Genomic DNA, 23,011 nt, shown 5'->3' with positions numbered 1-23,011 from the left:
ATAGTATTTATTCTTTTTCAAAAAGTGCTTTGTGGATTATACCACCAATAATAGCACCTACAATTGGTGCTGCCCAAAACACCCATACTTGGGCTAAATGACCTCCATCTGAGAATATCGCTTGACTTAAAGATCTTGCAGGATTTACAGATGTATTTGAAATAGGAATACTTATTAAATGAATTAAAGTTAAAGCTAAACCAATTGCTATTGGAGCAAAGCCTTTAGGTGCTCTAGTATTTGTACTTCCTAAAATTACAATTAAGAAAAAAGCAGTTAAAATAACTTCAGCCAAAATTACAGCCGTCATACTATAACCATCTGGCGATAAATCACCATAACCGTTTGAAGCAAATCCACCAACAGATTCAAAACCAGCTTTACCCGAAAGAATGAGATACAATGCAGCGGCAGCAACTATCGCACCAACAACCTGTGCAATGATGTAACCAATTAAATTTTTAGCTTCAAATTTTCCACCAGCCCAAAGGCCTATAGATACAGCAGGATTAAAATGACCACCAGAGATATGACCCACAGCATACGCCATCGTCAATACGGTAAGACCAAAAGCTAATGAAACTCCTACAAATCCAATTCCTAGTTCTGGAAATCCGGCAGCAAAAACAGCGCTACCACAACCACCAAAAACAAGCCAAAATGTTCCAAAAAATTCAGCAAATAATTTTTTCATAATTATAATATATTAGTTAGTAAAAAATGTTTATATGGAAATAGGACACACCATCAGGTAATTAAGTCACTTTTAACCAGAAATTAGAAAATAAAGTAAAAGCATTATCTTTGTAAAAAATTAACTTATACTATGAAATTGTTACTCCTAACTCTTGGATTATTAGCCTTAGCCTTTGCAGGCATAGCCATAAAAATATGGGCGAAAAAAGACGGTGAATTTGCTGGTACTTGCGCCAGTCAGAATCCAATGCTTAATAAAAGCGGTGAGGCTTGTGGCTTCTGTGGTAAAACAGCAGATGAATTTAAGGATTGTAATGAACCTCAACATTCTTAAAATTTAAATGGGTATTACTACAATACTTTTCATTGTTTTTGTTGTAATTGTTTGTATTCAAAATATTTATTATACCTCTTTTCTTTTTTCGTTTTCGACAAAACGAGATGACTTTAGGTTAAAAAACAACATACCTCTTTCTGTTATTATTTGCGCAAAGAATGAAGCTGAAAATTTAAAGAAAAATATTCCTTTCATTCTAAATCAGAACTATTCAAATTTTGAAATTGTTTTAGTTAATGATAGCTCATCCGATGAGACTTTAGACGTTATGGAGGGTTTTCAAGACTTGCATGAGAATATTAAAATAGTTGATGTAAAAACGACTGAAACTTTTTGGGGTAATAAAAAGTATGCCCTAACACTGGGCATAAAAGCCGCTTCTCATGAGTTTTTAGTTTTTACAGACGCAGATTGTAAACCAAACTCCCAAAAATGGCTAACATACTTAAGTAGTAAATTTTCTAATGAAAAATCTATCGTTTTAGGATATGGAGCTTATGACAAAAAGCCATATTCGGTTTTAAACAAAGTTATTCGTTTTGAAACAGTGATGACGGCTTTACAATATTTTTCTTATACTAGTATGGGCTCACCTTATATGGGAGTCGGCAGAAATATGGCATATAGAAAACCATTATTTTTCAATAATTCTGGTTTTAGCAACCATATGACTCTAAAATCAGGAGATGATGATTTATTTATCAACGAGGTCGCTAACAATAAAAATACATCGATCATATACTGTAAAGAAAGTTTCACTATTTCTGAGCCAAAAACATCGATTAAAGATTGGGTTTTACAAAAACGCAGGCACATTAGTACAGCAAAGTTTTATAGAACAAAACACAAACTATTACTAGGGCTTTTTTATAGCTCTCAACTTATTTTCTGGGTATTGGGAGCTTTATTAATTTTACTACAGTATAACTTGAAATGGGTTTTAGCTTTAATCGTTCTTCGTTTTTTAATCCAGATCTTATCTTTTGGGCTTACCGCAAGAAAGCTTAATGAAACTGACCTTATTATTCTGACACCTATTCTCGAAATATTTTTAATTCTTACACAATTAAGTATCTTTATTGCTAATCTTATATCTAAACCAAAGCATTGGAAGTAAAAGAAGCTATTATTAAGGCAAAGAGTAATAATCAAATTGCCTTCAATTTTCTACTAGATACGTTTTGGAATGATGTTTATGGGTTTCAACTGAAAAGAACCAAAAATGAAATCGATGCTGAGGATATTACAATTCAAACATTTTCTAAAGCCTTTGATAAAATTAATACATATAAAGAAGAATACACTTTTAAAACCTGGCTTATAACTATATCAAAAAATATTCACATAGATTTAGTCAGAAAACAAAAAAAGATTATCCGAAATTCGTCAAAGGGTAATGATCATAAATATTTAGACATTGTAGACGACTCGCCGACACCAGAAGATAAAATTATTACTGAACAAAATTTAGCAAACTTATTACGCGATATTAAAAAGTTAAAACCGCATTATCAAGAAGTAATTAATCTAAGATATTTTCAAGAACTGAGTTACAAAGAAATTTCACAAGAACTTAATGAATCCATGAATAATGTAAAAGTAAAGCTTCTTAGAGCTAAAAAACTCTTAGCGGAAATTATTACAAAAGCTTAATGTTATCTGTATTTAAAAAATTAGGTCCAGGTTTATTATTTGCAGGTGCTGCAATCGGAGTATCCCACTTAGTTCAATCTACAAGGGCTGGTGCTGATTTTGGTTTAGGCTTATTATGGGCATTACTATTGGTGAATTTGTTTAAATATCCATTTTTTCAATATGGTCCAAGGTATGCTTCTGCAACAGGAGAAACCCTTTTAGAAGGCTATAATAAATTAGGAAAAGGAGTACTTATAGCTTATTTTATATTAAGCTTAGGAACTATGTTTACCATTCAAACTGCTGTAACTATAGTTAGTGCTGGTTTGGCAAATTCCTTATTTGGTGATATAACTTTTTTAAACTTAGGCTATTCCAGTATTTCTAGTGTTGAAATCTGGACTGTTATTATCTTATCAATTTGCCTTTTAATACTATTTCTTGGCAAGTACAGTGCATTAGACAAACTCATTAAAGTCATTATTATTGTACTCACCGTTAGCACACTTCTTGCGGTTACTTTTGCTTTTACTGAATTTGACAAACCAATAACTTGGACTCAAGTATTACCAGAAAACACTACGGAAATAGCTTTTTTAATTGCTTTTATGGGTTGGATGCCAGCTCCTCTAGATATTTCTGTTTGGCACTCTATTTGGGCAATAGAAAAGAAAAAAAACAAAGGAGCTTTTACACCAAAAACGGCATTACTCGATTTTAATATTGGTTATATTGGCGCTATTGTATTAGGATTAGCATTTGTTTGCTTAGGCTACTTTATAATGTTTAATACTGGAGAAGTATTTAGTAATAAAGCTGCTGTTTTTTCTAACCAATTGATTGATTTATATACTAAAAGTTTAGGAAATTGGGCCTACATTATAATAGGTATTGCCGCCTTCACAACTATGTTTAGTACGACTATAACAACTCTAGACGCGTCGCCAAGAGCTATGTCTAAAAGTTTAGAACTTCTCACAAAAAAAACGTTTAAAAAGGGCTATTTACTTTGGATTTTAATTTTGACGTTTGGCACTCTTATTATCTTTTTTGCTTTTGCATCAGAGATGGGACTGCTAATTAAAATCGCTACAATACTTTCTTTTATAACGGCACCTTTTTATGCCATAATTAATTATAGATTAATTTCTAGTAAGCACACACCAAAAGAGTGGAGACCAAGTTTAAAGCTTCATATTTTATCTTGGCTGGGCATTCTATTTCTTGCAGGATTTAGTATATGGTATCTTACTCTACTATAAGATGTTTTAATATTTTACTTCGTATCTTTGTTTTTTGAAATTGAAAAGGAATGGAAACTAAAGTTGCTTCAACTATCTTACCAGAACGCAAGCCTAAATGGCTAAGAGTAAAATTACCTACAGGTAAAAAATATACAGAACTGAGAAGTCTAGTCGATAAGTATAAACTAAATACTATCTGTACTTCTGGTAGTTGCCCTAACATGGGAGAATGTTGGGGAGAAGGAACAGCTACCTTTATGATCTTAGGTAATGTTTGCACGCGCTCTTGTGGATTTTGTGGAGTTAAAACAGGACGACCAGAAACAGTAGATTGGGATGAGCCAGAAAAAGTTGCACGTTCTATAAAACTCATGCAAATTAAACATGCCGTTTTAACAAGTGTAGATAGAGATGATTTAAAAGATATGGGAAGTATTATGTGGTCAGAAACTGTGAAAGCGGTTAGACGTATGAACCCAGAAACGACACTCGAAACACTTATTCCAGATTTTCAAGGTTTAGAAAGACATATAGATAGAATTGTAGATGTTGCCCCAGAAGTGGTATCTCATAATATTGAAACAGTAAGACGTTTAACTCGAGAAGTACGTATTCAAGCAAAATACGACCGAAGCATGGGAGTTTTAAAATACCTTAAACAGCAAGGGCAACGTAGAACCAAATCAGGTATAATGCTAGGTTTGGGAGAACAGCGTGAAGAAGTTATAGAAACACTTCACGACTTGCGCGAAAATGATGTAGATGTAGTTACAATTGGTCAATATCTTCAACCTAGTAAAAAGCATTTACCCGTAAAGCAATTTATTAACCCTGAACAATTTGATGAATATAAAGCCATTGGGTTAGACTTAGGTTTTAGACATGTAGAAAGTAGCGCTTTAGTAAGATCTTCATATAAGGCACAAAAACACATCAATTAATGATATCTATTGCCATAAATGGATTTGGTAGAATTGGTCGACGTGTATTTAGGTTAGCGCTTAAACATCCAAAAATTAAAATTACAGCAATAAATGATTTAGCTGACGCTAAAACTTTAAGTCACCTATTAAAGTACGATAGTATCCATGGTGTACTAAATGAAACTATTTCTTGTGATAACGACAACATCATTGTAAATGGAGTTGCTATTCCTCTTTTTAATGAATCACATCCAAGTTCTATTGATTGGTCTGCAATAAAACCAGACTTTGTAATAGAATCTACGGGTAAATTTAAAAGTAAATCAGAGCTACAGCATCATATAAATAATGGTGCTAAACGTGTTATTTTATCAGTACCATCTGAAGATGAAGACATAAAAACTATTGTTTTGGGCGTAAATGATAATTCTATCGATGGTTCTGAATTAATATTATCCAATGCATCATGCACAACTAATAATGCTGCACCTATGATTGCCTTGATTAAAAAATATTTTGGTATTGAGCAAGCCTATATAACTACCATACACTCTTATACAACGGATCAAAGTCTCCACGACCAACCTCATAGAGATTTAAGACGAGCGAGAGCCGCAGGTCAGTCAATAGTCCCAACTACAACTGGTGCTGCAAAAGCTTTAACTAAAATTTTCCCAGAATTATCGGAGGTTATCGGAGGTTGTGGTATTAGAGTACCTGTGGCAAATGGTTCTTTAACGGATATTACAATTAATGTAAAAAGACCAACCTCTATAAATAAGGTGAATTCACTTTTTAAGACCGCAGCATCTACTAATTTAAAAGGTATATTAGAATACACAGAAGACCCTATAGTATCAATAGATATAGTAGGTAATAGCCATTCGTGTATTTTTGATGCTCAAATGACTTCTGTAATAGGAAATATGGTGAAAATTGTTGGCTGGTACGATAATGAAACAGGCTACAGCGCGAGAGTTTTAGATTTAATTTGCAATTTATCGGATAAAAGTGCTGTTTTGTCGGATAAATAATTATATTTGCTTCTATTAATTGAGTTGTAATGCCCCAAAAATGAAATATTACACATTTCTCTTATTAGTATGTTTTAGTAGTCTGATTTTTGCACAACAAGATAGTGTAGAAGATACAGATATGCTAGCCGTAAGGTTAAATGAGCATATTAGTCAATCTAAACTAGATAGCGGTCGCGGTGATTATTACAATGCACTAGACAATTTAAATAAAGCCAAAGAAATTGCCGAGAAAATTAAGGACAAGAAAAGCGAAGGTATAATTCATACTAAAATAGCCAGAGTTCAATATATAATTGGAAAAACTGATAAGGCTAATATCTCTTTAAATACTGCAATGCAAATTCAAAGAGAAAACGACGATTACACAAATCTAGCTGTTTCTTTCAATATTAAAGGTGTTATACACAACACCAAAGAAGAATATGAAAATGCCCTTGAATACTACAAATCTGCCAAAAACTTATCTGAACAAGAAGGGTTAGAAGAATACATCTCAGAAGTAACACTTAATCAGGCTAAGGCCTATATCGGTTTACAACAATTTGAAGAGGCGAAATCTGCCCTTGAGAAAACAATTATTATCACTAAGAAATATGATCAACACAGAAGGCTGAGTAGTGCTCTAATTGAGTCTGGTAAAGTATCGAGTGCTTTAAATAATAATGACTTAGCACTTTCGCAAGTAAAAGATGGGTTATCAATTGCAAAAGCACATAAAATTGATGAAAATATCAATGAAGCATATTTAACACTAAGTGATATTCATGAAAAAAGAGGAGATTACAAAAGTTCACTTAATTATGTCAACCAACATATTAAATTATCTGATTCTATATTAAATGTTAAACGCAAAAATCTAAAACCAGGTGTTTCTGCCCTTTATATTAACAAGTATAAAGATGACCAAAATGCTCAACTTCAACTTCAAATTGACGAAGTAAAAGCTGATAGTAATTTTACTAGAATTACAACAATACTAAGTATCGCCTTAATTACAATATTATCGCTCTTAACTTTATCATTGTATAAAAACAATAACATAAGGTTAAAAACCAATAATATGCTGCATAAGAAAAATGATGAACTTATAGTAGCAAAGGAAAAGGCAGAATTAGCATCAAAAACTAAAGCTAATTTCTTATCAACTGTAACACATGAGTTGCGCACACCATTGTATGCAGTAACCGGTTTAACCAATATGCTACTTGATGAAAAGCCTAAAGAGCATCAAATACCTCATTTAAAATCATTAAAATTTTCAGGAGATTACTTATTAACTTTTATTAATGACATCTTACAGATTAATAAAATTGAAGCAAATAAAGTGGAGTTAGATCCTGAAGTCTTTAATCTAAAAAGTAAAATAGAAAATGTGATTTCTGCACTTAGCAATTCAGCTAAAGACAATGGCACAAAATTACATATTGATTATGAAGCTGGCCTACCAGAATCCTATAATGGTGACCAACTTAAGATTTCCCAAATCTTAATTAATCTACTAGGAAATGCAATTAAATTCACAAAAGATGGAGACATCTGGGTGAGAGCGTACAAAATTGACCAAAAGGACAAAACGTATTCGCTTCGCTTTGAAATTGAAGATAATGGCATTGGTATTACAAAAGAAAAACAAGATCACATGTTTGAGAGTTTCTCTCAAGGCTCTGTACAAATTAACAGAAAATACGGAGGTACTGGTCTTGGCTTATCTATTGTAAAAGGACTTATTCAAATTCTAAAAGGTAAAATTTATTTAAAGAGTGAGCTTGGTAAAGGCACAACATTCTTTTTTGAAATTCCATTAGAAAAAGCTGAAGAAGTCACCACACCAAAGGTAGTAGAAGTTAAACAATCTAATAAAATGGGAGATTTGGATTTAAGTGAAGTTAAAATTTTAGTTGTTGAGGACAATAAAATTAATCAAATGATTACAAAAAAGATCCTTAACAAAATGGGACTTAATTGTGATGTAGTTGATAATGGTGAAGCCGCAGTAGAACAGGTTAAATCTACCAACTACAATATTGTGCTTATGGATATTCATATGCCTGGAATTAGCGGACTAGAAGCAACAAAAATTATAAGGACCTTCGATAAAGACTTAACTATTTTTGCATTAACTGCCGTAACACTAGAAGATAAAATGCATGAATTTGGCGAAGCTGGTTTTAACGATATAATTTCTAAACCATTTAAGCAAGAAGACTTTGAGAGTAAATTATATGATGTACTTTCTGGCAAAGAAGTCGTGTCTAGCTTCTTTTAATTAACGTAGGTGTTAATACTGTTATTAAAATTTGAAGAATTATCTAATTTTAGGCGTATAGGTAAATAGTATAAAGTTTTTTCTAAACTTTCATGAGAAGATAATCTTACATAATCTTTTTCCGTAGTGATTATTAGCTCTTTTTCAGATAACAATTCAATATCATTAAGCCTAAAACTGTAATGGTCTGTAAATTCTATATGATCAAAACTCAACCCTTTGTTAGTAAGAAAATCAACTAATGGTTTTGCATTTGCAATACCTGTGACTAAGGTAAACTTTGGTAGTTCATTTAAGACTAAATGATTATATTTTGATATCACCTTTTCAGCATAATCAATATAACTAAAAAATAACTGTTGTTTTGGCTTTAACTTAATGCTTGAAGCAATACGCTCTTTCATAATTGTAGAAATATCCTTAGGACATTTAGTAACGACTACTACATCTGCCCTTTTTGCACCAGACCGCGGTTCTCTTAAATTTCCTGTTGGCAATACAATATCTTTATAATATAAATTATTAAATGAAGTAAGAAGTATATTAAACCCAGCTCTCACTTTTCTATGTTGGTAGGCATCGTCTAATAAAATCAGGTCTGGTTTGTCATTTAACAACATTAACTGCTCTATACCATTCTGACGATTTTCGTCAACCGCTACCTTTATTTTCTCAAACTTTCTAAGAAATTGAAAAGGTTCATCTCCTATTGAATCAGCTGTGGCTTTTTCATCCCCTAAAACAAATCCTTTTGTTATACGTTTATATCCTCTGCTTAAAGTGGCAACAGACTTCTTTTCGTTTAATAAGCGTATTAAATACTCAATCATCGGAGTCTTTCCTGTACCACCAGTACTTAAATTACCGACGCATATAATAGGTAAATCATATGATTTTGAAGACTTAAAACCTCTATCATACAACCAGTTTCTCATCCAAGTTACGATGTAATAAATAGGAACAATCGGTAATAATATGATTCTAATAAACTTCATGTGTATTTATTCATTCTCTTTTTGGTCATATGAAACATTGAAATAGAACATTACCTTCAATAAAGTAATATACAGTCAATGTTTCACGAGCACTAAAATATATTATTTTTGAAACAAACAAGAACTTATGACGGTACAAGACGTAATTAATCATTTACATGACTTAGCTCCCTTAGCCTATGCAGAAGACTTTGATAACGTTGGCCTTTTAGTTGGAGATAAAACACAAACTGTTTCCGGTATACTAGTTACTTTAGATACATTAGAGACCGTTATTGATGAAGCTATTACTACTAATTGTAATTTTATAGTAAGCTTCCACCCTATTATTTTTAAAGGACTAAAAAAATTAACAGGTAAAACTTATGTGGAACGCGTTGTTATAAAAGCAATCAAAAATAACATAGCTATTTTTTCAATACATACTGCATTAGACAATTCTATAGCTGGAGTTAATGCTATAATATGTAATCAACTTGGTCTAAAAAACAAAGCGATATTAATACCACAATCAGCTACAATTAAAAAATTGCAAACATATGTACCCAAAGCCTATGCACAAAACTTGAGACTAGCATTATTTAAAGCTGGCGCTGGTAGTTTAGGCAATTACGAGTCTTGTAGTTTTAACACAGAAGGAGAAGGTACTTATAAAGGTAATGAAGCTTCTAATCCTGTAATTGGTAAAAAAGGAGAATTTCATACTGAAATTGAAATAGCCATTTCTATCACTTACCAAAAGCATTTAGAGGAGAACGTATTACACACTTTATTTGAAACACATCCATATGAAGAGGTAGCTTATGAAATTTCTACTTTAGATAATACCAATCAAAACATAGGTATGGGAATGATTGGCGAACTAGAAAACTCTATGAGCGAACTAGAATGCCTACAATTTATTAAGTCAAAAATGAATACTGAATGTCTAAGACATACTTCGTTGTTAAATAAGCCTATTAAAAAAGTTGCTGTCTTAGGAGGTTCGGGTAGTTTCGCAATTAGCGCAGCCAAAGCTAAAGGAGCTGATCTTTTAGTTACAGCAGACCTTAAATATCATGACTTTTTTAGTGCTGAAAATGATATCGTCTTAGCAGATATTGGCCACTATGAAAGCGAACAATTCACAAAAACGTTTTTAGTAGACTATCTCTCGAAAAAAATTACTAATTTTGCAATCATTTTATCAAAGACAAATACAAATCCGGTAAAGTATTTATAATTATGGCAAAAAAAGCTGAAGCTTCTGTTGAAGAACGATTAAGAGCATTATACGATTTACAATTAATCGATTCTAGAGTAGACGAGATAAGAAATGTAAGAGGTGAGCTTCCTTTAGAAGTGAGAGATTTAGAAGATGAAGTTGAAGGACTTAACACAAGAATGGATAAGCTAAGTGATAGCCTTGCCATTATTGATGATGAGATTAAAGGAAAAAAGAACTTAATTGAAGAAGCGAAATCTTTAATTAAGAAATATAGTGAGCAACAAAACAATGTTAGAAATAACAGAGAATATAACTCATTAACTAAAGAAATTGAATTTCAAGAATTAGAAATTCAATTAGCTGAAAAGCATATCAAAGAATTTAAAGTTCAGATAGAACAAAAGAAAGAAGTAATTTCTGAAACTAAGGATAAATTAAAAGATCGTCAAGCACACCTTAAACACAAAAAAGGTGAACTAAATGAAATTTTAAAAGAAACTGAAAAAGAAGAAGAAGCACTAAACAACGAATCTGAAAAGTTTCAAAAGAAAATTGATGAACGTTTAGTAAAGGCTTATCAAAGAATTAGAAATAACGTTAAAAATGGTATGGCTGTTGTTGCAATAGAACGCGGAGCTTCAGGTGGATCTTTCTTTACAATCCCGCCACAGGTACAAGTAGAAATTGCTTCTCGAAAGAAAGTAATTACCGATGAGCACAGTGGACGTATCTTGGTGGATGCTGCTTTAGCCGAAGAAGAAAAAGTAAAAATGAATAAGATATTTGCAAAATTAAGCAAGTAGTTTAGAACATTAATAGAGTAAAAAGCCTTCATTATATGGAGGCTTTTTTATTTAATAAAACTTTAAAACAATTTAGATTAAGGAATTGTAATTTTACTCGTCTATTAGAAAAAGAAAAATACGATCATGAAAAAGTTACTTTACATTTTAAGCATTAGCTTATTTTTTAGTTGTCAGAACCAAGCTCAGGTAAGTGAAAAACAACAAGCTGTTATTGATGCCGACCCTGTTGTTGTACCTCTAAAAGATGGCAAAGCCAGAGCTTATTTTGCTAGCGGCTGTTTTTGGTGCGTTGAAGCTGTTTTTGAAAGTGTAAAAGGTGTTGAAGAATCCATCAGCGGTTATTCAGGTGGACACACAACAGATATTAACTACAAAAAGAGTAACACTGGCACTACAGGACATGCAGAAGCTGTGGAAATTATTTACGACCCAGAAGTGGTGAGCTTCTCCACTTTAGTTGATATCTATTTTGGCTCACAAAACCCAACACAAGTTAATGGTCAAGGGCCAGATAGAGGCTCTCAATACCGCTCAATAATATTCTACCAAGACGAGTCTCAAAAGAAAATTATAGAAAATAAAAAAGCGGCTTTGGCGAAAGAATTAAATGCTACAATTGCAGCAGAGGTTTATCCATTTCAGAAATTTTATATAGGTGAAGCTTATCATCAAGATTTTGAAAAACGGAATCCTAATCAGAGCTACATTAGAGCAGTCTCAATTCCGAGACTGAATCGGTTTAAAGCTAAATTTCCTGAGTTGTTGAAAGATGAAGAGAAACATTAAGATATGTCTACCCCTCTTAAATATATATTTTCAATTACACTTTTAGTCGTCTTAAATAAAAGTTTTGCTCAAAAAACAATTTTAAATACTTCTGATATTTGTGAAACACTAACAGAGATGGTAAAAAAAGATCAGGACATACGATCAAAAATTCCTGATGACTTTCATAAAGACGATGGCACCTATTCTAAAAAAGAGATTGACTCAATGAAGATAATCCGTACGAAAATTGACAAATTTAATACTGAGAAACTAATAGAACTCACCAATGAATATGGGTGGATTAGCGGAGAGCGTATAGACTGTCCAAATCTACGAACTTGGCTAATTTTTCGACATTCAGATCCAAAATATTTTGACGAAATAACAGAACTAATTGACAAAGAACATAATGCAAAACGACTTGGTGATTGGCCTTATAAACTTATAAAAAACCATTTAGAAGGAAGACCTCATTAAATGAAAAAAGCTTGACAACATTATCAAGCTTTTTTTAATTACTTCTTAGTCGCTTTAATCTCAAACAGCATAGGAAACATTTGGTCTTTCATCTTATACATTCCATTATCTAGTTTCACTAAATCTGGAAATACATCATACGGACTTTCATCATGCTCATTAAGATATTCAATTTCCAGTCCTGCTTCTATGAGTGCATTTACAACTTCAGAAAGACCATGATTCCATCCATATTCCTTAGTTACCATTTTTGAAGATTGATTAGCATAAGTACCTTCATATTCCTCATAAATCACTTCTTTTCTATTATAATGGTATTTCATTTTAGATTCTCCATCTAAATAATCAAACATCCAAAGAATGGGATGAAACTCTACGATATAAAATGTACCACCAACTTTTAAACGCTCAGCAATCATTTTTGCCCAAGGTTTTAAATCTGGTAACCAGCCAATGACTCCATAACTAGTATAAACAATATCAAAAGTTTCAGAGATATGCTGTGATGTATCCAAAACATTACAACATACAAACTGAGCATCAAGTTTTAATTCATCATTTAATTGCTTTGCTAACTTTACGCCTTCATCACTCAAATCGACACCAACACACTTCGCTCCTAATCTACTCCAACTCAAAGTATCTTGTCCAAAATGACATTGCAAATGCAACAATGATTTTTCCTTAACATCACCTAATGCCTTTAACTCATATGGCATAAGCGAAGTTTCCCCTGCTTTAAAAGCTTCCATTTTATACATGTCGCTTTGGGCATGTACACCTACCTTTTTATTCCAAGTTTCCTTATTAACTTCAAAATAATTAGTCTGCTCTTTCATCGTTGATTAATTTTGCATGTAATTTAAAACAACTTTTTAATATGAAGTCATTATACCTTGGTTTGATTTGTCTTTTACTAGTTTCAACTTGTAAATCTGAAAAGAAAGAAACTATAATCGAAAAGGAAATAAAAGAACTTACCATTGCTGAAAAAATTGCTAAGGCGCATGGTTTTGAAAACTGGAAAAATGTATCAGAAGTAAAATTCACCTTTAAAGTTGATAGAGATACTATAAAAGGAAAAGGGAGATCATGGAGTTGGAAACCTAAACAAGATATCGTGGTTTTAGAAAATCTTACGGGATCAATAGAATATGCTAGAAATAAAATAGATAGCACAGATATTGGTACTGATAGGGCTTTTACCAATGATAAGTTCTGGTTCCTGGTACCTTTTCAATTGGTTTGGGATACATCTGCAACAATTTCAGAACCTAAAAAAGCGGAATCACCAATTGGTAAGGAACCATTAAATATGATTACCATTTTATACGGAAATGAAGGTGGTTACACACCTGGTGATGCTTATGACATTTTTTATGACGAAAATTATATGATTAGAGAATGGATCTTTAGAAAAGGAAATGCAGAGGAACCGTCAATGTCTACAACATTTGAGAATTATCAAGACTTTAACGGGATTAAGATTGCCATAGACCATAAAATGGAAGGTGGCAATTGGAATTTAAATTTTGGAGATGTAGAAATATCACTAGAGTAATACTGAATTTAATTTTTGGCATTACTTTTGCATTCTATAATGTAAGTTTCACGATGCTAGTTTCGACTAAAAACGTATAGCTTACATTTTCCGCCTTTTGGCGCCTATATATATCGAAGCACTTTATCTTACGAGTTAAAGTGCTTTATCTTTTAAGAGTATTTCAACATAAAATTGGTCTTTAATCCTTCGCTTTAAATCCTTATTTTTGTTAGCAACTGTAAAAATCAACACTCAGTGTCCAACTACAAAAATGGCCTCGATTACGCACAACAACAAGACGCATTAGACGAGTTAGCAATCTATAGATCACAATTCCATATTCCGAAAGACAAGAATGGAAATGAATTGATTTACCTCTGCGGCAACTCACTTGGTTTACAACCTACTTCAACTAAGGAGTATATCAATCAAGAATTAGAAGATTGGGCAAATCTCGGTGTAGAAGGTCATACACATGCTAAAAATCCTTGGCTACCATATCACGAGTTTTTGACGGAAAGCTCTGCTAAACTTGTTGGAGCAAAGCCTATTGAAGTGGTGACCATGAATTCGTTGACTGCGAATCTCCATTTTATGATGGCTTCTTTTTATAAGCCGACTAAAGCGCGTTATAAAATTGTGATTGAAAGCGATGCCTTTCCTTCAGATAAATATGCTGTAGAATCTCAATTAAGACATCACGGCTATGATGATAAAGAAGGTTTAATACTTTGGTCACCTCAAGAAGGAGAAGAATTACTACAATATGAAGATTTAGAGAAAATCCTAGAATCTCACGGCAATGAAATTGCTTTAGTTATGATTGGTGGTGTGAATTATTATACTGGTCAGTTTTTCGATTTTAAACGCATTACAGAACTTGGACATAAACATGGTTGTATGGTTGGTTTTGATTGTGCCCATGGGGCAGGAAACGTAGATTTAGATTTGCATAACTCAGGTGCTGACTTTGCTGTTTGGTGTACTTATAAATACTTAAACTCAGGTCCTGGAAGTTTGTCTGGTTGTTTTGTACACGAACGTCATGCCTATGATAAAAACCTCAACCGTTTTACAGGTTGGTGGAGCCACAATAAAGAAACGCGTTTTAATATGCGTCATGAGTTTGATGTATTACCAGGAGCTGAAGGTTGGCAATTAAGTAATCCACCAATTTTATCTATGGCTGCCATAAAAGCCTCTTTAGATATGTTCAATGATGTAGGTTTGGATAAGCTGTTATCAAAGTCTAAAAAACTAACAGGTTACTTTGAATTTTTATTAAAAGCACTAGGAGAAGATGTTATTAGAATTATTACTCCAGAAAATCCTAATGAACGTGGTTGTCAACTCTCAATCCAAGTTCTAAATGCGGATAAATCGTTACATGATAAATTAACAGAAGCTGGAGTCATAAGTGATTGGAGAGAACCAGATGTCATAAGATGTGCTCCTGTACCTTTATACAATTCATTTGAAGATGTCTATCAAATGGTTGAGAAAATGAAAGTAATTTTGAATGAATAGTTTAAAATATATAAATTCAATATTAAGAAATGAAAATACTCTTGTTGTTATAATAAAAAGATCTGAACCTGATTTTTGGGGATATACAACAATTGGCCATTTAGCTTATGTTTTAGGAAAAAAGAAGGATTGTCTAATCATTACTGAAAAAGAAATTCTATACTTGATTAGAAGTAAACTAAAGAAGAAAGTTAAATACTTAGACTTTTCTGAAATACGTTTTAATCATATGAATGACAATATGTATTATAAAGATGCAGGCAACAATGAACAATCTATTAAATTAGATGAGTTAAGAATCACTTACGAAGAAATTCAATATTTAAAAAGTAAATTAAACTAACTTGTCGTTCCTGCGCAGGCAGGAATCCACAACTTAAAAATAGATTCCTGCCTTCGCAGGAATGACAGAGCATATGAGTAACAAACAACAAAACATACTAATAATTGGAGCAGGTCTCTGTGGAAGTTTACTAGCCTTAAGACTTGGGCAACGTGGCTACAATGTTACGGTTTATGAAATGCGACCAGACTTACGTAAAACAGATATCTCGGCTGGGAGATCCATTAATTTGGCCTTTTCAGATCGTGGTAACAAGGCAGTTAAACTTGTTGGTATGGAAGATAAAGTGAAAGACCTTTGTATTCCTATGAATGGTCGTATGCTTCACGATAAAGAAGGGAATACATTTTTATCTAATTATAGCGGAAGAGATCACGAATACATCAACTCAATTTCTAGAGGCGAACTTAATGCATTACTTTTAACCGAAGCCGAAAAACATGACAATGTAAAAATACATTTCAATAAAAGATGTCAATCCGTAGACTTCGAAAAAACCACAGCATTATTTCAAGATTATTCAAGTAAAGATGAATTCATAGAAGATGCTGACTGTATTATAGCAACTGATGGAGCAGGTTCAGCATTGCGAAAAAGTTATTATTTAGAACGAAAATTCTTATTTAGTTTTTCTCAAGATTACTTAACCCATGGCTACAAAGAATTAAGTATTTTACCAACAGAAACTGGAGACTACAAAACCTATAAAAACGCCTTACACATTTGGCCAAGAGGTGATTTTATGGTTATTGCATTACCAAACTTAGATGGTAGTTTTACAGTGACGCTTTTTTTAAGTTATGCCGAAGGTGAATACAATTTTAATAATTTAACTACTCCAGAAATTGTTACTGAATTCTTCCAAAAGGAATTCCCAGACGCTTTAGAATTAATGCCTAATCTGGTCGAAGACTTTTTTGAAAACCCAACAGCACCATTGGGTACTGTAAAATGTTCCCCTTGGCATTATAAAGGCAATACATTATTGATGGGAGATTCTGCACATGCCATTGTTCCGTTTTATGGCCAAGGTATGAATGCCTCTTTTGAAGATGTTGTAGAGTTTGACAAAGTATTAGACCAAAATTTAGAGAGTTGGGAAGCAACTTTTAAAGCCTACGAGAAAAACAGAAAAAAAGATACAGATGCGATTGCCGATTTAGCCGTCGATAACTTTCATGAAATGAAAAGTCATGTTGGCCAAGCGATATTTCAAGAAAAACGAAAAATAGAAATGGCTTTAGAGAAAGCGTTTCCTGAAGACTATTCATCTAAATATAGTTTAGTAACCTTTAATGAGCAGATTGGTTACAGAGAAGCCATGCTAAGAGGAAGAGCACAAGACAAAGCCATATTAAACATGTTATCTGATGGAATAATTTCTACAGATGATGACATCAAAGATATTTTAGACAAAGTAAAAACTGAAACCGAAGCGATTTTAGAAGATGATAGAGTTGCGGGATTACGTTAGTTTGTCATTCCTGCGAAGGCAGGAATCCATTGAAAATTGAAGTCGAATTAATTAGATTCCTGCCTTCGCAGGAATGACAAGAAAATTATGAATAAAGAAAACATAGTTACACCAAGAGGAGCATATCCACACGTAAAACAAGTCGGAGACTTCATTTTTGTATCGGGTACAAGCTCTCGCAGACCAGACAACACCATTGCAGGAGTTGACATCATAGACGAAATGGGAACCAAACGTTTAAATGCTTACACCCAAACTCAAGAAGTTTTAAAAAACATAGAGGGCAATCTTGCTAAAGTTGGAGCGTCTCTAAAAGATGTGGTAGACGTCACCTCATTCTTAGTAAACATGAATGACTTTGCAGACTATAATAAAGCTTATGCAGAATTCTTTGATAAAGAAACAGGACCAACAAGAACAACTGTTGCTGTACACCAGTTACCACATCCAGATTTAGTGATTGAGATTAAGGTCATGGCTTACGTAGGTAATTAAATGAAAAGTATTTGTCTGGTCGAGCGCAGTCGAGACCTATTAAAAGTAACATTCTGTAACAAAACATTATCTTTAAACACCAATAGCTAACCAACCTCAACTACAGCCATCAACCTAATTTGCTCGCTAACCACAGCAAATGATCAAATTTTTTAGACGTATTCGTCAACAACTGCTTTCTGAAAACAAGTTCAGTAAGTACCTGCTCTATGCCGTAGGTGAAATAATTCTTGTTATCATCGGTATACTAATAGCACTTGGCATTAACGACCAGAATGATCAGAGGAAAAACAATGCATCAGAGGCCAAGTATTATTGCAAAATCTTAGATGATTTTGAAGCTGATAAAATATTGCGTGAAGAACTTAAATTGGAGGTAGATAAAAAGGTAAGACTTAGCAAAGAACTTATGTTAGAACTAGCTTCAGGAGAAAAAGACAAACGTTTTTTAGTCAATAAATTTTTAAAGGCTTGCAGAAATAATACATACGTACCAAGGAAAACCACGTATCAGGATTTAGTTTCTACAGGAAATATGAAATTATTAAGAGATGAAAGTATTAGGAATAGTCTAATTGAGTTTTATAGTCAATTAGATAATAAGCTCATTTCACTAGAAGAAAATAGGGAAGAATTAATTAAAGAGTTTTATAAAATTTTGAATACATCAATTGATTTTGGTGCTTATGAATTTGAATATGTAAATAACTTAATTGGTGCTGAGGTCTTGGCAACCATACCAGAAAATGATTGGCATAAAGACAAAAGTAGTTCCTACTACCGAAATTTTCAAAAGATCTTAATTTTTAATATTGGAATAGCAGATAGACAAAAACAGCATTTTGAAATTATAAATACTTTAATGGAAAAGCCATACAAGCAATTAAGTAATAAATGCAAAGCAGAATAAAATAGATTATGATTAAATTCTTCCGTCATTCCTGCGTAGGCAGGAATCCACAGCGATCCACCAACCAAAAAACATATTCCTGCTTTCGCAGGAATGACAGACTATGATTAAATTCTTTAGAAAAATCCGTCAACAACTAATCTCTGACCTGCCTTCCGAAGCTTCGGCAAAGGGAGGAAACAAATTCAGTAAGTACCTCATCTACGCCATTGGCGAAATTATTCTAGTAATGATAGGTATCTTATTGGCTTTACAAGTAAGTAACTGGAACCAAGCTAGAGTTACTAAAACAAATGAGATAAAAACATTAAAACAATTAAATGTAGACTTAAGCTCTAATCTAATAGAAATTAAACAGTTAGATAGTTTTATTAGAGTACGAAGTGAAGTAGGCGAAAAGATTTTGAACCATTTTGAAACTAAGGATAATGTTACGGACTCGTTAAGACTATGGGTGGAACTCTTTAGTGGTGGTAATATTTTTAATAACGCTAATACCACATACAAAAACTTAGAAAATAGCGAGAATATTGTTATTTCTAATGACTCTTTACGTATACGTATTACATTGATGTACGAAACGGTATTTGCCAATATTCATCTTCGAGAAGAAATGTTTACAGATGAATATTTTAAGCCCTATAACAGTCAATTATTTAAAAACTTTAAAACAGGACCAGTTATCGACAAATGGTTGGTTAAACAAACGTTATCCACAAACACACCAAAAGATTATAATCAATTACGAAAAAATGAAGATTATAAATCAGCTTTGGTTGAAGCTTATAACTTTAGATTATTACGACTACAGTGGCTATCTTATTATATAATCGATTTAAAAGAATTGATTAAAGATATTGAACAAGAAATAGAAATTATTCAATAATAGCCTATGATTAAATTCTTCAGAAAAATCCGTCAAAACCTACTTATGGAAAACAAAACAGGCAAATACTTTAAATACGCAATTGGCGAAATTATTCTTGTCGTTATTGGAATTCTCATTGCATTGCAGATTAACACCTGGAATGAACAGCGTAAAGAAGATAAACAAGAGCGTTTTATACTCCTAAAGCTACAAAACGACATCAACTCTGATATTGCAACCATTAATAATCAAATACGTGTTAATATCTCTAATGTATCTGATTTTAAGAAGGCATCAAACATATTACTCAATCACGAAGCTGGAGATATAAGCTCTTTTCGAGCCAGTATAAGTAATATTTTAAATATCAGTGGTTTCAATAAAAAACAAACCACATTTAATAACTTAGTGTCTACAGGAAAAATAGAACTAATAAAAAATCAAAAACTATTGGACTCTATAGTTATATATTATAATAATGATTTTTCGAGTTGGGGTTCTGCTATGAAAGATTACACCAGAAATATAATTGCACCTTATTTGTTTGAGTATGATCATGTGCCTGAAGTTAATTATAAAGTAAATGAAAACTATCAGAACAAGGTTTTTTCCGTTTTAGATGTAACAAATTCTAATGTGATTCCTAAAACCTTAGATGATTATAAACAAAATGTATTTTTTAGTAATATTCTGCGCCAAAAAATCAGAATTTTAGAAGGTCAGATTAGCTTTTATACGGATTTACATGATATGATGAATTCATTATCATCTCAAATTAAAAAAGAATTAGATGATTAAATTTTTCAGATTATCGCAACACAATTTTGCAAAACAAAATCAAAGGTCTAGTAGACCTTTGGTTAAGATAGCGGCTTTCGAAAAAAATAGAAACTAAAAATATGATTAAGTTTTTCAGACGAATTAGATACAACCTCATGGAATCAGGTAAAACAAGCAAATACTTTAAATACGCTATTGGCGAGATATTATTAGTTGTAATAGGAATTCTTATAGCATTACAGATTAATAATTGGAATGAAAACAGACTCAAACAAGAGCAACTCATTTCAGTGTATGAGCGTACCTTAACAGATATCGAAAACGATGTACAGGAGTTGTCTGTCAATTTAGATTATTACACAGGAATAGAATATATTTTTAAAAGAGTAATTAATGATTCAATAACACCAGATTTATTTGATGTTGGCTTATCAAGAATATTAACAACAAATGCCGTCGCTACAACTTTAAATACAACAGGAGTTAATCAACTAAAGTTATTAAATGCTAAAGATAATTTGTCACTAAAGATAATTGAAATTTATGATCAAATGGAAATGATATTGATTAGTAATCTTGAAAGACGAATTAATGAAGAAAATATTGATTTAGCAGAAATATTCAGAGATAATTACGATTGGTATCCTGAATACATAAGTAAAACCATCATGCAAGATAATAGTAGTAAAGAACTACAGGATTATTTCTTGAATAGCAAAGAATATCGACATCGAGTAATAAGTGGCTATCAATTAATATATAATAATTATGTTAATGGACTCAATTTAGCTATCCCAAGACTTAAAAAAATTAAAGAAGAATTAAAAACAGTTTTAGAGAAAAGTAAATGATTAAATTCTTTCGAAAAATACGCTACAACCTCATGAGTGAAAACAAAACAGGCAAATACTTTAAATATGCCATTGGTGAGATTATTCTTGTAGTTATAGGAATTCTTATTGCGCTACAAATTAACACATGGAATAACAACAAGATAGATGAAAAAAAAGAAAAAGAATATTTAAATAATCTTATTGAAGATATTAATATTCAAAAATTACTAGTAAACGGTCAGATTAACCATGAAAGCAATATGAAGCTTAAATGTGAAAAAGCATTAAGCCATCTTAATTCAGCTAGTCCAAATACTGATAGTCTAAATATTTATTTAGCCAACATTACTCGTAAATCATTTGTGATTAATAATCCGACGTTTCAAGATCTAAAAAGTTCAGGGAATATTTTACTCATAAAAAACAACGAGCTTAGAAAAAAGGTACTTTCATTTTACCAGTATTTAGATTATATCGCATTGGTAGTACAAACAAGTAATGAAAAATCAATATCAGAATTTAGAGATTTTCTTCTTAAGAATTCTGTTATTAATTTAAACTATAAAGATTCTATAACTGTAGCAGAGAGTGTTGATTGGTCACTCAAATCAATTGATGTACCTTGGGCTAAAACAATTCAAGAAAAACGCTTAAAAAACAAAGAATCCCTATTAATACTTTTAAATCATATCTCGCAAAGAGGCAGAGTGAGTAGTGTTCATTTAGATTTAATGCAAAAAATGGAGAAACGAATTGATGATATTCAAAGTGATATAGAAACCTATTTAAAATCATGATTAAATTCTTTCGAAAAATACGCAAAAACTTACTTATGGAAAATAAAACATCCAAATACTTCAAATACGCTATAGGCGAAATTATTCTTGTGGTTATTGGTATTTTGATTGCGCTTCAGATTAATAATTGGAATGAGAACAAAAAAATTGAAAATGAAATAACTCAAACCATTAGTGATTTAGAAAATGACTTAACTTATAATCATAAAGAAGCACAAAGGATTCTAAAATTTTACTATCAAATGGATAGTTTAACCAAATTAGGTATTTATAAAAAACTCAAAAAAGAGGATTATTATGAAAATAATTTTCTTAATTATCTCACTGCTAACTGGGATCAGCTAAGACCAAAGGCCAGTAACATCATTAAGTTAATAGATTACGAAAAAGATGCAAAAAAAGAATACAAAGAAGTCATTGAGGAAGCTAAATTATTGCGAGATCAAAAAGTAGATTTAGATAGCAATTGGGAGCTTGTAACTAAAGTTATTAGTGATGAAGTAGAATATATGAGTCAGTACCAGTTTACATCAGCCAAAGACAGTATTAATAAAGAAGCCAAAATTAATTTCTTTTTACATAATCCTGAGTATGAAAAACGACTTTATAAGAGTTGGTCAGTTAATCAAGTATATTACGATAATATAGCAAGATATATGGCTGTAAACTTAGCAACATTATTAAAAATAAAACAGGTAAATAAAGATTTTGACACATCTCAAATGAAGCAGTTATTAGCACATTATAATATGAAACCTTTTATAAAAGCAGAGTGTTCAGAGTCACAAATTACATCGCCTCAATACAGAAAATATAGAGCGTCTCATCTACTTGTAAACACTACTAAAGATTCTATATTTCTAAATTTATATTTTGATAAAAAGGCATCTAGTCGACTTATACTAGAGCCTTACCAAATGGCTCGTAGCTATAGCTATTTTGTAGGCATAGATGGAAACCAAAATATCCTGATTGAACAAGTAGATAATAGTGGCAATTGTATTAAAAAATTTAGAGCTATTAAGAACGGTTATTTAATAATAGAATAAA

Annotated in this window: 25 protein-coding genes; 22 read left to right on the top strand and 3 right to left on the bottom strand. The window is 31.9% G+C overall.

The features are described 5' to 3' along the window. Window positions 1–7: 7 nt before the first annotated feature. The gene (aqpZ, locus tag ACFWU4_RS05855; protein ID WP_411125790.1) at window positions 8–694 is read right to left on the bottom strand and encodes an aquaporin Z; all 687 of its coding nucleotides are present in this window, start codon (window positions 692–694) and stop codon (window positions 8–10) included. A gap of 132 nt (window positions 695–826) precedes the next feature. Between aqpZ and ACFWU4_RS05850 the strand changes: the two genes are divergently transcribed. Genes ACFWU4_RS05850 through ACFWU4_RS05820 form a run of 7 tightly spaced genes read left to right on the top strand, consistent with a single transcriptional unit; the run spans window position 827 to window position 8,138 of the window. Further along, entirely contained in the window at window positions 827–1,030 is a 204-nt protein-coding gene (locus ACFWU4_RS05850; protein WP_411125788.1) for a membrane or secreted protein, read from the top strand. Window positions 1,031–1,037: 7 nt separating this feature from the next. Beyond that, a complete protein-coding gene (locus ACFWU4_RS05845; protein ID WP_411125787.1) occupies window positions 1,038–2,150 on the top strand; it encodes a glycosyltransferase in 1,113 nt (370 codons plus the stop codon). Beyond that, window positions 2,141–2,686: an RNA polymerase sigma factor gene (locus tag ACFWU4_RS05840; RefSeq protein WP_411125785.1), complete on the top strand. Its 546-nt coding sequence runs from the start codon at window positions 2,141–2,143 to the stop codon at window positions 2,684–2,686. Before ACFWU4_RS05845 ends, ACFWU4_RS05840 begins: the two co-directional genes overlap by 10 nt. Beyond that, window positions 2,686–3,930, top strand: a complete 1,245-nt coding sequence (locus ACFWU4_RS05835; RefSeq protein WP_411125784.1) for an Nramp family divalent metal transporter — start codon at window positions 2,686–2,688, stop codon at window positions 3,928–3,930. Before ACFWU4_RS05840 ends, ACFWU4_RS05835 begins: the two co-directional genes overlap by 1 nt. Window positions 3,931–3,980: 50 nt before the next feature. Beyond that, window positions 3,981–4,853, top strand: coding sequence for a lipoyl synthase (lipA, locus tag ACFWU4_RS05830; RefSeq protein WP_411125782.1), 873 nt, complete (start codon window positions 3,981–3,983; stop codon window positions 4,851–4,853). After that, entirely contained in the window at window positions 4,853–5,869 is a 1,017-nt protein-coding gene (gene gap, locus ACFWU4_RS05825; RefSeq protein WP_411125781.1) for a type I glyceraldehyde-3-phosphate dehydrogenase, read from the top strand. Before lipA ends, gap begins: the two co-directional genes overlap by 1 nt. Window positions 5,870–5,909: 40 nt before the next feature. Beyond that, window positions 5,910–8,138 carry an ATP-binding protein gene (locus tag ACFWU4_RS05820; RefSeq protein ID WP_411125779.1) on the top strand — a complete coding sequence of 743 codons (2,229 nt, stop codon included), beginning with the start codon at window positions 5,910–5,912 and terminating at the stop codon, window positions 8,136–8,138. Here the strand turns inward: ACFWU4_RS05820 and lpxK are convergent. Then, on the bottom strand, window positions 8,135–9,133 hold the full coding sequence (lpxK, locus tag ACFWU4_RS05815; RefSeq protein WP_411125777.1) for a tetraacyldisaccharide 4'-kinase: 999 nt from the start codon (window positions 9,131–9,133) through the stop codon (window positions 8,135–8,137). The genes ACFWU4_RS05820 and lpxK overlap by 4 nt on opposite strands. 127 nt (window positions 9,134–9,260) lie before the next feature. Between lpxK and ACFWU4_RS05810 the strand changes: the two genes are divergently transcribed. From ACFWU4_RS05810 to ACFWU4_RS05795, 4 genes are all read left to right on the top strand, one after another. Next, window positions 9,261–10,355, top strand: a complete 1,095-nt coding sequence (locus ACFWU4_RS05810; protein WP_411125775.1) for a Nif3-like dinuclear metal center hexameric protein — start codon at window positions 9,261–9,263, stop codon at window positions 10,353–10,355. 2 nt (window positions 10,356–10,357) lie between these two features. Beyond that, entirely contained in the window at window positions 10,358–11,143 is a 786-nt protein-coding gene (locus ACFWU4_RS05805; protein WP_411125773.1) for a zinc ribbon domain-containing protein, read from the top strand. Between the two features lie 126 nt (window positions 11,144–11,269). After that, on the top strand, window positions 11,270–11,932 hold the full coding sequence (msrA, locus tag ACFWU4_RS05800; protein ID WP_411125771.1) for a peptide-methionine (S)-S-oxide reductase MsrA: 663 nt from the start codon (window positions 11,270–11,272) through the stop codon (window positions 11,930–11,932). Between the two features lie 3 nt (window positions 11,933–11,935). Next, the gene (locus ACFWU4_RS05795) at window positions 11,936–12,391 is read left to right on the top strand and encodes a hypothetical protein (protein ID WP_411125769.1); all 456 of its coding nucleotides are present in this window, start codon (window positions 11,936–11,938) and stop codon (window positions 12,389–12,391) included. A 38-nt stretch (window positions 12,392–12,429) separates the two neighbouring features. Here the strand turns inward: ACFWU4_RS05795 and ACFWU4_RS05790 are convergent, their stop codons facing one another. Next, complete coding sequence (locus ACFWU4_RS05790) at window positions 12,430–13,230, bottom strand: class I SAM-dependent methyltransferase (protein ID WP_411125767.1); 801 nt, start codon at window positions 13,228–13,230, stop codon at window positions 12,430–12,432. 41 nt (window positions 13,231–13,271) lie between these two features. Between ACFWU4_RS05790 and ACFWU4_RS05785 the strand changes: the two genes are divergently transcribed. From ACFWU4_RS05785 to ACFWU4_RS05735, 11 genes are all read left to right on the top strand, one after another. After that, window positions 13,272–13,952, top strand: a complete 681-nt coding sequence (locus ACFWU4_RS05785; RefSeq protein ID WP_411125765.1) for a hypothetical protein — start codon at window positions 13,272–13,274, stop codon at window positions 13,950–13,952. A gap of 237 nt (window positions 13,953–14,189) precedes the next feature. Next, window positions 14,190–15,461 (top strand): kynureninase, encoded by a 1,272-nt coding sequence (kynU, locus tag ACFWU4_RS05780; RefSeq protein WP_411125763.1) that lies wholly within the window; start codon window positions 14,190–14,192, stop codon window positions 15,459–15,461. Further along, entirely contained in the window at window positions 15,454–15,804 is a 351-nt protein-coding gene (locus tag ACFWU4_RS05775; RefSeq protein ID WP_411125762.1) for a hypothetical protein, read from the top strand. The genes kynU and ACFWU4_RS05775 overlap by 8 nt, the downstream gene beginning before the upstream one ends. Window positions 15,805–15,877: 73 nt before the next feature. After that, window positions 15,878–17,278: an FAD-dependent oxidoreductase gene (locus ACFWU4_RS05770; protein WP_411125760.1), complete on the top strand. Its 1,401-nt coding sequence runs from the start codon at window positions 15,878–15,880 to the stop codon at window positions 17,276–17,278. Window positions 17,279–17,365: 87 nt separating this feature from the next. Further along, window positions 17,366–17,773, top strand: a complete 408-nt coding sequence (locus ACFWU4_RS05765) for a RidA family protein (RefSeq protein WP_411125758.1) — start codon at window positions 17,366–17,368, stop codon at window positions 17,771–17,773. A gap of 139 nt (window positions 17,774–17,912) precedes the next feature. Beyond that, complete coding sequence (locus tag ACFWU4_RS05760; protein WP_411125756.1) at window positions 17,913–18,683, top strand: DUF6090 family protein; 771 nt, start codon at window positions 17,913–17,915, stop codon at window positions 18,681–18,683. A 103-nt stretch (window positions 18,684–18,786) separates the two neighbouring features. Continuing rightward, window positions 18,787–19,569 carry a DUF6090 family protein gene (locus ACFWU4_RS05755; protein WP_411125754.1) on the top strand — a complete coding sequence of 261 codons (783 nt, stop codon included), beginning with the start codon at window positions 18,787–18,789 and terminating at the stop codon, window positions 19,567–19,569. Between the two features lie 45 nt (window positions 19,570–19,614). Then, window positions 19,615–20,349 (top strand): DUF6090 family protein, encoded by a 735-nt coding sequence (locus tag ACFWU4_RS05750; protein WP_411125752.1) that lies wholly within the window; start codon window positions 19,615–19,617, stop codon window positions 20,347–20,349. Between the two features lie 101 nt (window positions 20,350–20,450). Then, window positions 20,451–21,182 carry a DUF6090 family protein gene (locus ACFWU4_RS05745; protein WP_411125751.1) on the top strand — a complete coding sequence of 244 codons (732 nt, stop codon included), beginning with the start codon at window positions 20,451–20,453 and terminating at the stop codon, window positions 21,180–21,182. Further along, entirely contained in the window at window positions 21,179–21,961 is a 783-nt protein-coding gene (locus tag ACFWU4_RS05740; protein WP_411125749.1) for a DUF6090 family protein, read from the top strand. The genes ACFWU4_RS05745 and ACFWU4_RS05740 overlap by 4 nt, the downstream gene beginning before the upstream one ends. A 35-nt stretch (window positions 21,962–21,996) precedes the next feature. After that, the gene (locus ACFWU4_RS05735; RefSeq protein ID WP_411125747.1) at window positions 21,997–23,010 is read left to right on the top strand and encodes a DUF6090 family protein; all 1,014 of its coding nucleotides are present in this window, start codon (window positions 21,997–21,999) and stop codon (window positions 23,008–23,010) included. The last annotated feature ends 1 nt before the right edge of the window (window position 23,011 follow it).

Origin of the sequence: Winogradskyella sp. PE311 (genome assembly GCF_046545555.1) — a bacterium.
Lineage (GTDB): Bacteria > Bacteroidota > Bacteroidia > Flavobacteriales > Flavobacteriaceae > Winogradskyella.
Note: the sequence above shows the minus strand (reverse complement) of the source record. Positions and strands in the feature narration are given on the sequence as shown.

What these genes read in the sequence shown, in the direction of transcription:
- msrA (WP_411125771.1), top strand. Translation starts at nt 11,270, where the DNA reads ATGAAAAAGTTACTTTACATTTTAAGCATTAGCTTATTTTTTAGTTGT.
- ACFWU4_RS05740 (WP_411125749.1), top strand. Translation starts at nt 21,179, where the DNA reads ATGATTAAATTCTTTCGAAAAATACGCTACAACCTCATGAGTGAAAAC.
- ACFWU4_RS05850 (WP_411125788.1), top strand. Translation starts at nt 827, where the DNA reads ATGAAATTGTTACTCCTAACTCTTGGATTATTAGCCTTAGCCTTTGCA.
- ACFWU4_RS05805 (WP_411125773.1), top strand. Translation starts at nt 10,358, where the DNA reads ATGGCAAAAAAAGCTGAAGCTTCTGTTGAAGAACGATTAAGAGCATTA.
- ACFWU4_RS05745 (WP_411125751.1), top strand. Translation starts at nt 20,451, where the DNA reads ATGATTAAGTTTTTCAGACGAATTAGATACAACCTCATGGAATCAGGT.
- ACFWU4_RS05835 (WP_411125784.1), top strand. Translation starts at nt 2,686, where the DNA reads ATGTTATCTGTATTTAAAAAATTAGGTCCAGGTTTATTATTTGCAGGT.
- lipA (WP_411125782.1), top strand. Translation starts at nt 3,981, where the DNA reads ATGGAAACTAAAGTTGCTTCAACTATCTTACCAGAACGCAAGCCTAAA.
- ACFWU4_RS05790 (WP_411125767.1), bottom strand. Translation starts at nt 13,230, where the DNA reads ATGAAAGAGCAGACTAATTATTTTGAAGTTAATAAGGAAACTTGGAAT.
- ACFWU4_RS05755 (WP_411125754.1), top strand. Translation starts at nt 18,787, where the DNA reads ATGATTAAATTCTTTAGAAAAATCCGTCAACAACTAATCTCTGACCTG.
- aqpZ (WP_411125790.1), bottom strand. Translation starts at nt 694, where the DNA reads ATGAAAAAATTATTTGCTGAATTTTTTGGAACATTTTGGCTTGTTTTT.
- ACFWU4_RS05820 (WP_411125779.1), top strand. Translation starts at nt 5,910, where the DNA reads ATGAAATATTACACATTTCTCTTATTAGTATGTTTTAGTAGTCTGATT.
- ACFWU4_RS05760 (WP_411125756.1), top strand. Translation starts at nt 17,913, where the DNA reads ATGATCAAATTTTTTAGACGTATTCGTCAACAACTGCTTTCTGAAAAC.
- ACFWU4_RS05795 (WP_411125769.1), top strand. Translation starts at nt 11,936, where the DNA reads ATGTCTACCCCTCTTAAATATATATTTTCAATTACACTTTTAGTCGTC.
- lpxK (WP_411125777.1), bottom strand. Translation starts at nt 9,133, where the DNA reads ATGAAGTTTATTAGAATCATATTATTACCGATTGTTCCTATTTATTAC.
- ACFWU4_RS05765 (WP_411125758.1), top strand. Translation starts at nt 17,366, where the DNA reads ATGAATAAAGAAAACATAGTTACACCAAGAGGAGCATATCCACACGTA.
- ACFWU4_RS05775 (WP_411125762.1), top strand. Translation starts at nt 15,454, where the DNA reads ATGAATAGTTTAAAATATATAAATTCAATATTAAGAAATGAAAATACT.
- ACFWU4_RS05735 (WP_411125747.1), top strand. Translation starts at nt 21,997, where the DNA reads ATGGAAAATAAAACATCCAAATACTTCAAATACGCTATAGGCGAAATT.
- ACFWU4_RS05810 (WP_411125775.1), top strand. Translation starts at nt 9,261, where the DNA reads ATGACGGTACAAGACGTAATTAATCATTTACATGACTTAGCTCCCTTA.
- ACFWU4_RS05845 (WP_411125787.1), top strand. Translation starts at nt 1,038, where the DNA reads ATGGGTATTACTACAATACTTTTCATTGTTTTTGTTGTAATTGTTTGT.
- gap (WP_411125781.1), top strand. Translation starts at nt 4,853, where the DNA reads ATGATATCTATTGCCATAAATGGATTTGGTAGAATTGGTCGACGTGTA.
- ACFWU4_RS05750 (WP_411125752.1), top strand. Translation starts at nt 19,615, where the DNA reads ATGGAAAACAAAACAGGCAAATACTTTAAATACGCAATTGGCGAAATT.
- ACFWU4_RS05785 (WP_411125765.1), top strand. Translation starts at nt 13,272, where the DNA reads ATGAAGTCATTATACCTTGGTTTGATTTGTCTTTTACTAGTTTCAACT.
- ACFWU4_RS05770 (WP_411125760.1), top strand. Translation starts at nt 15,878, where the DNA reads ATGAGTAACAAACAACAAAACATACTAATAATTGGAGCAGGTCTCTGT.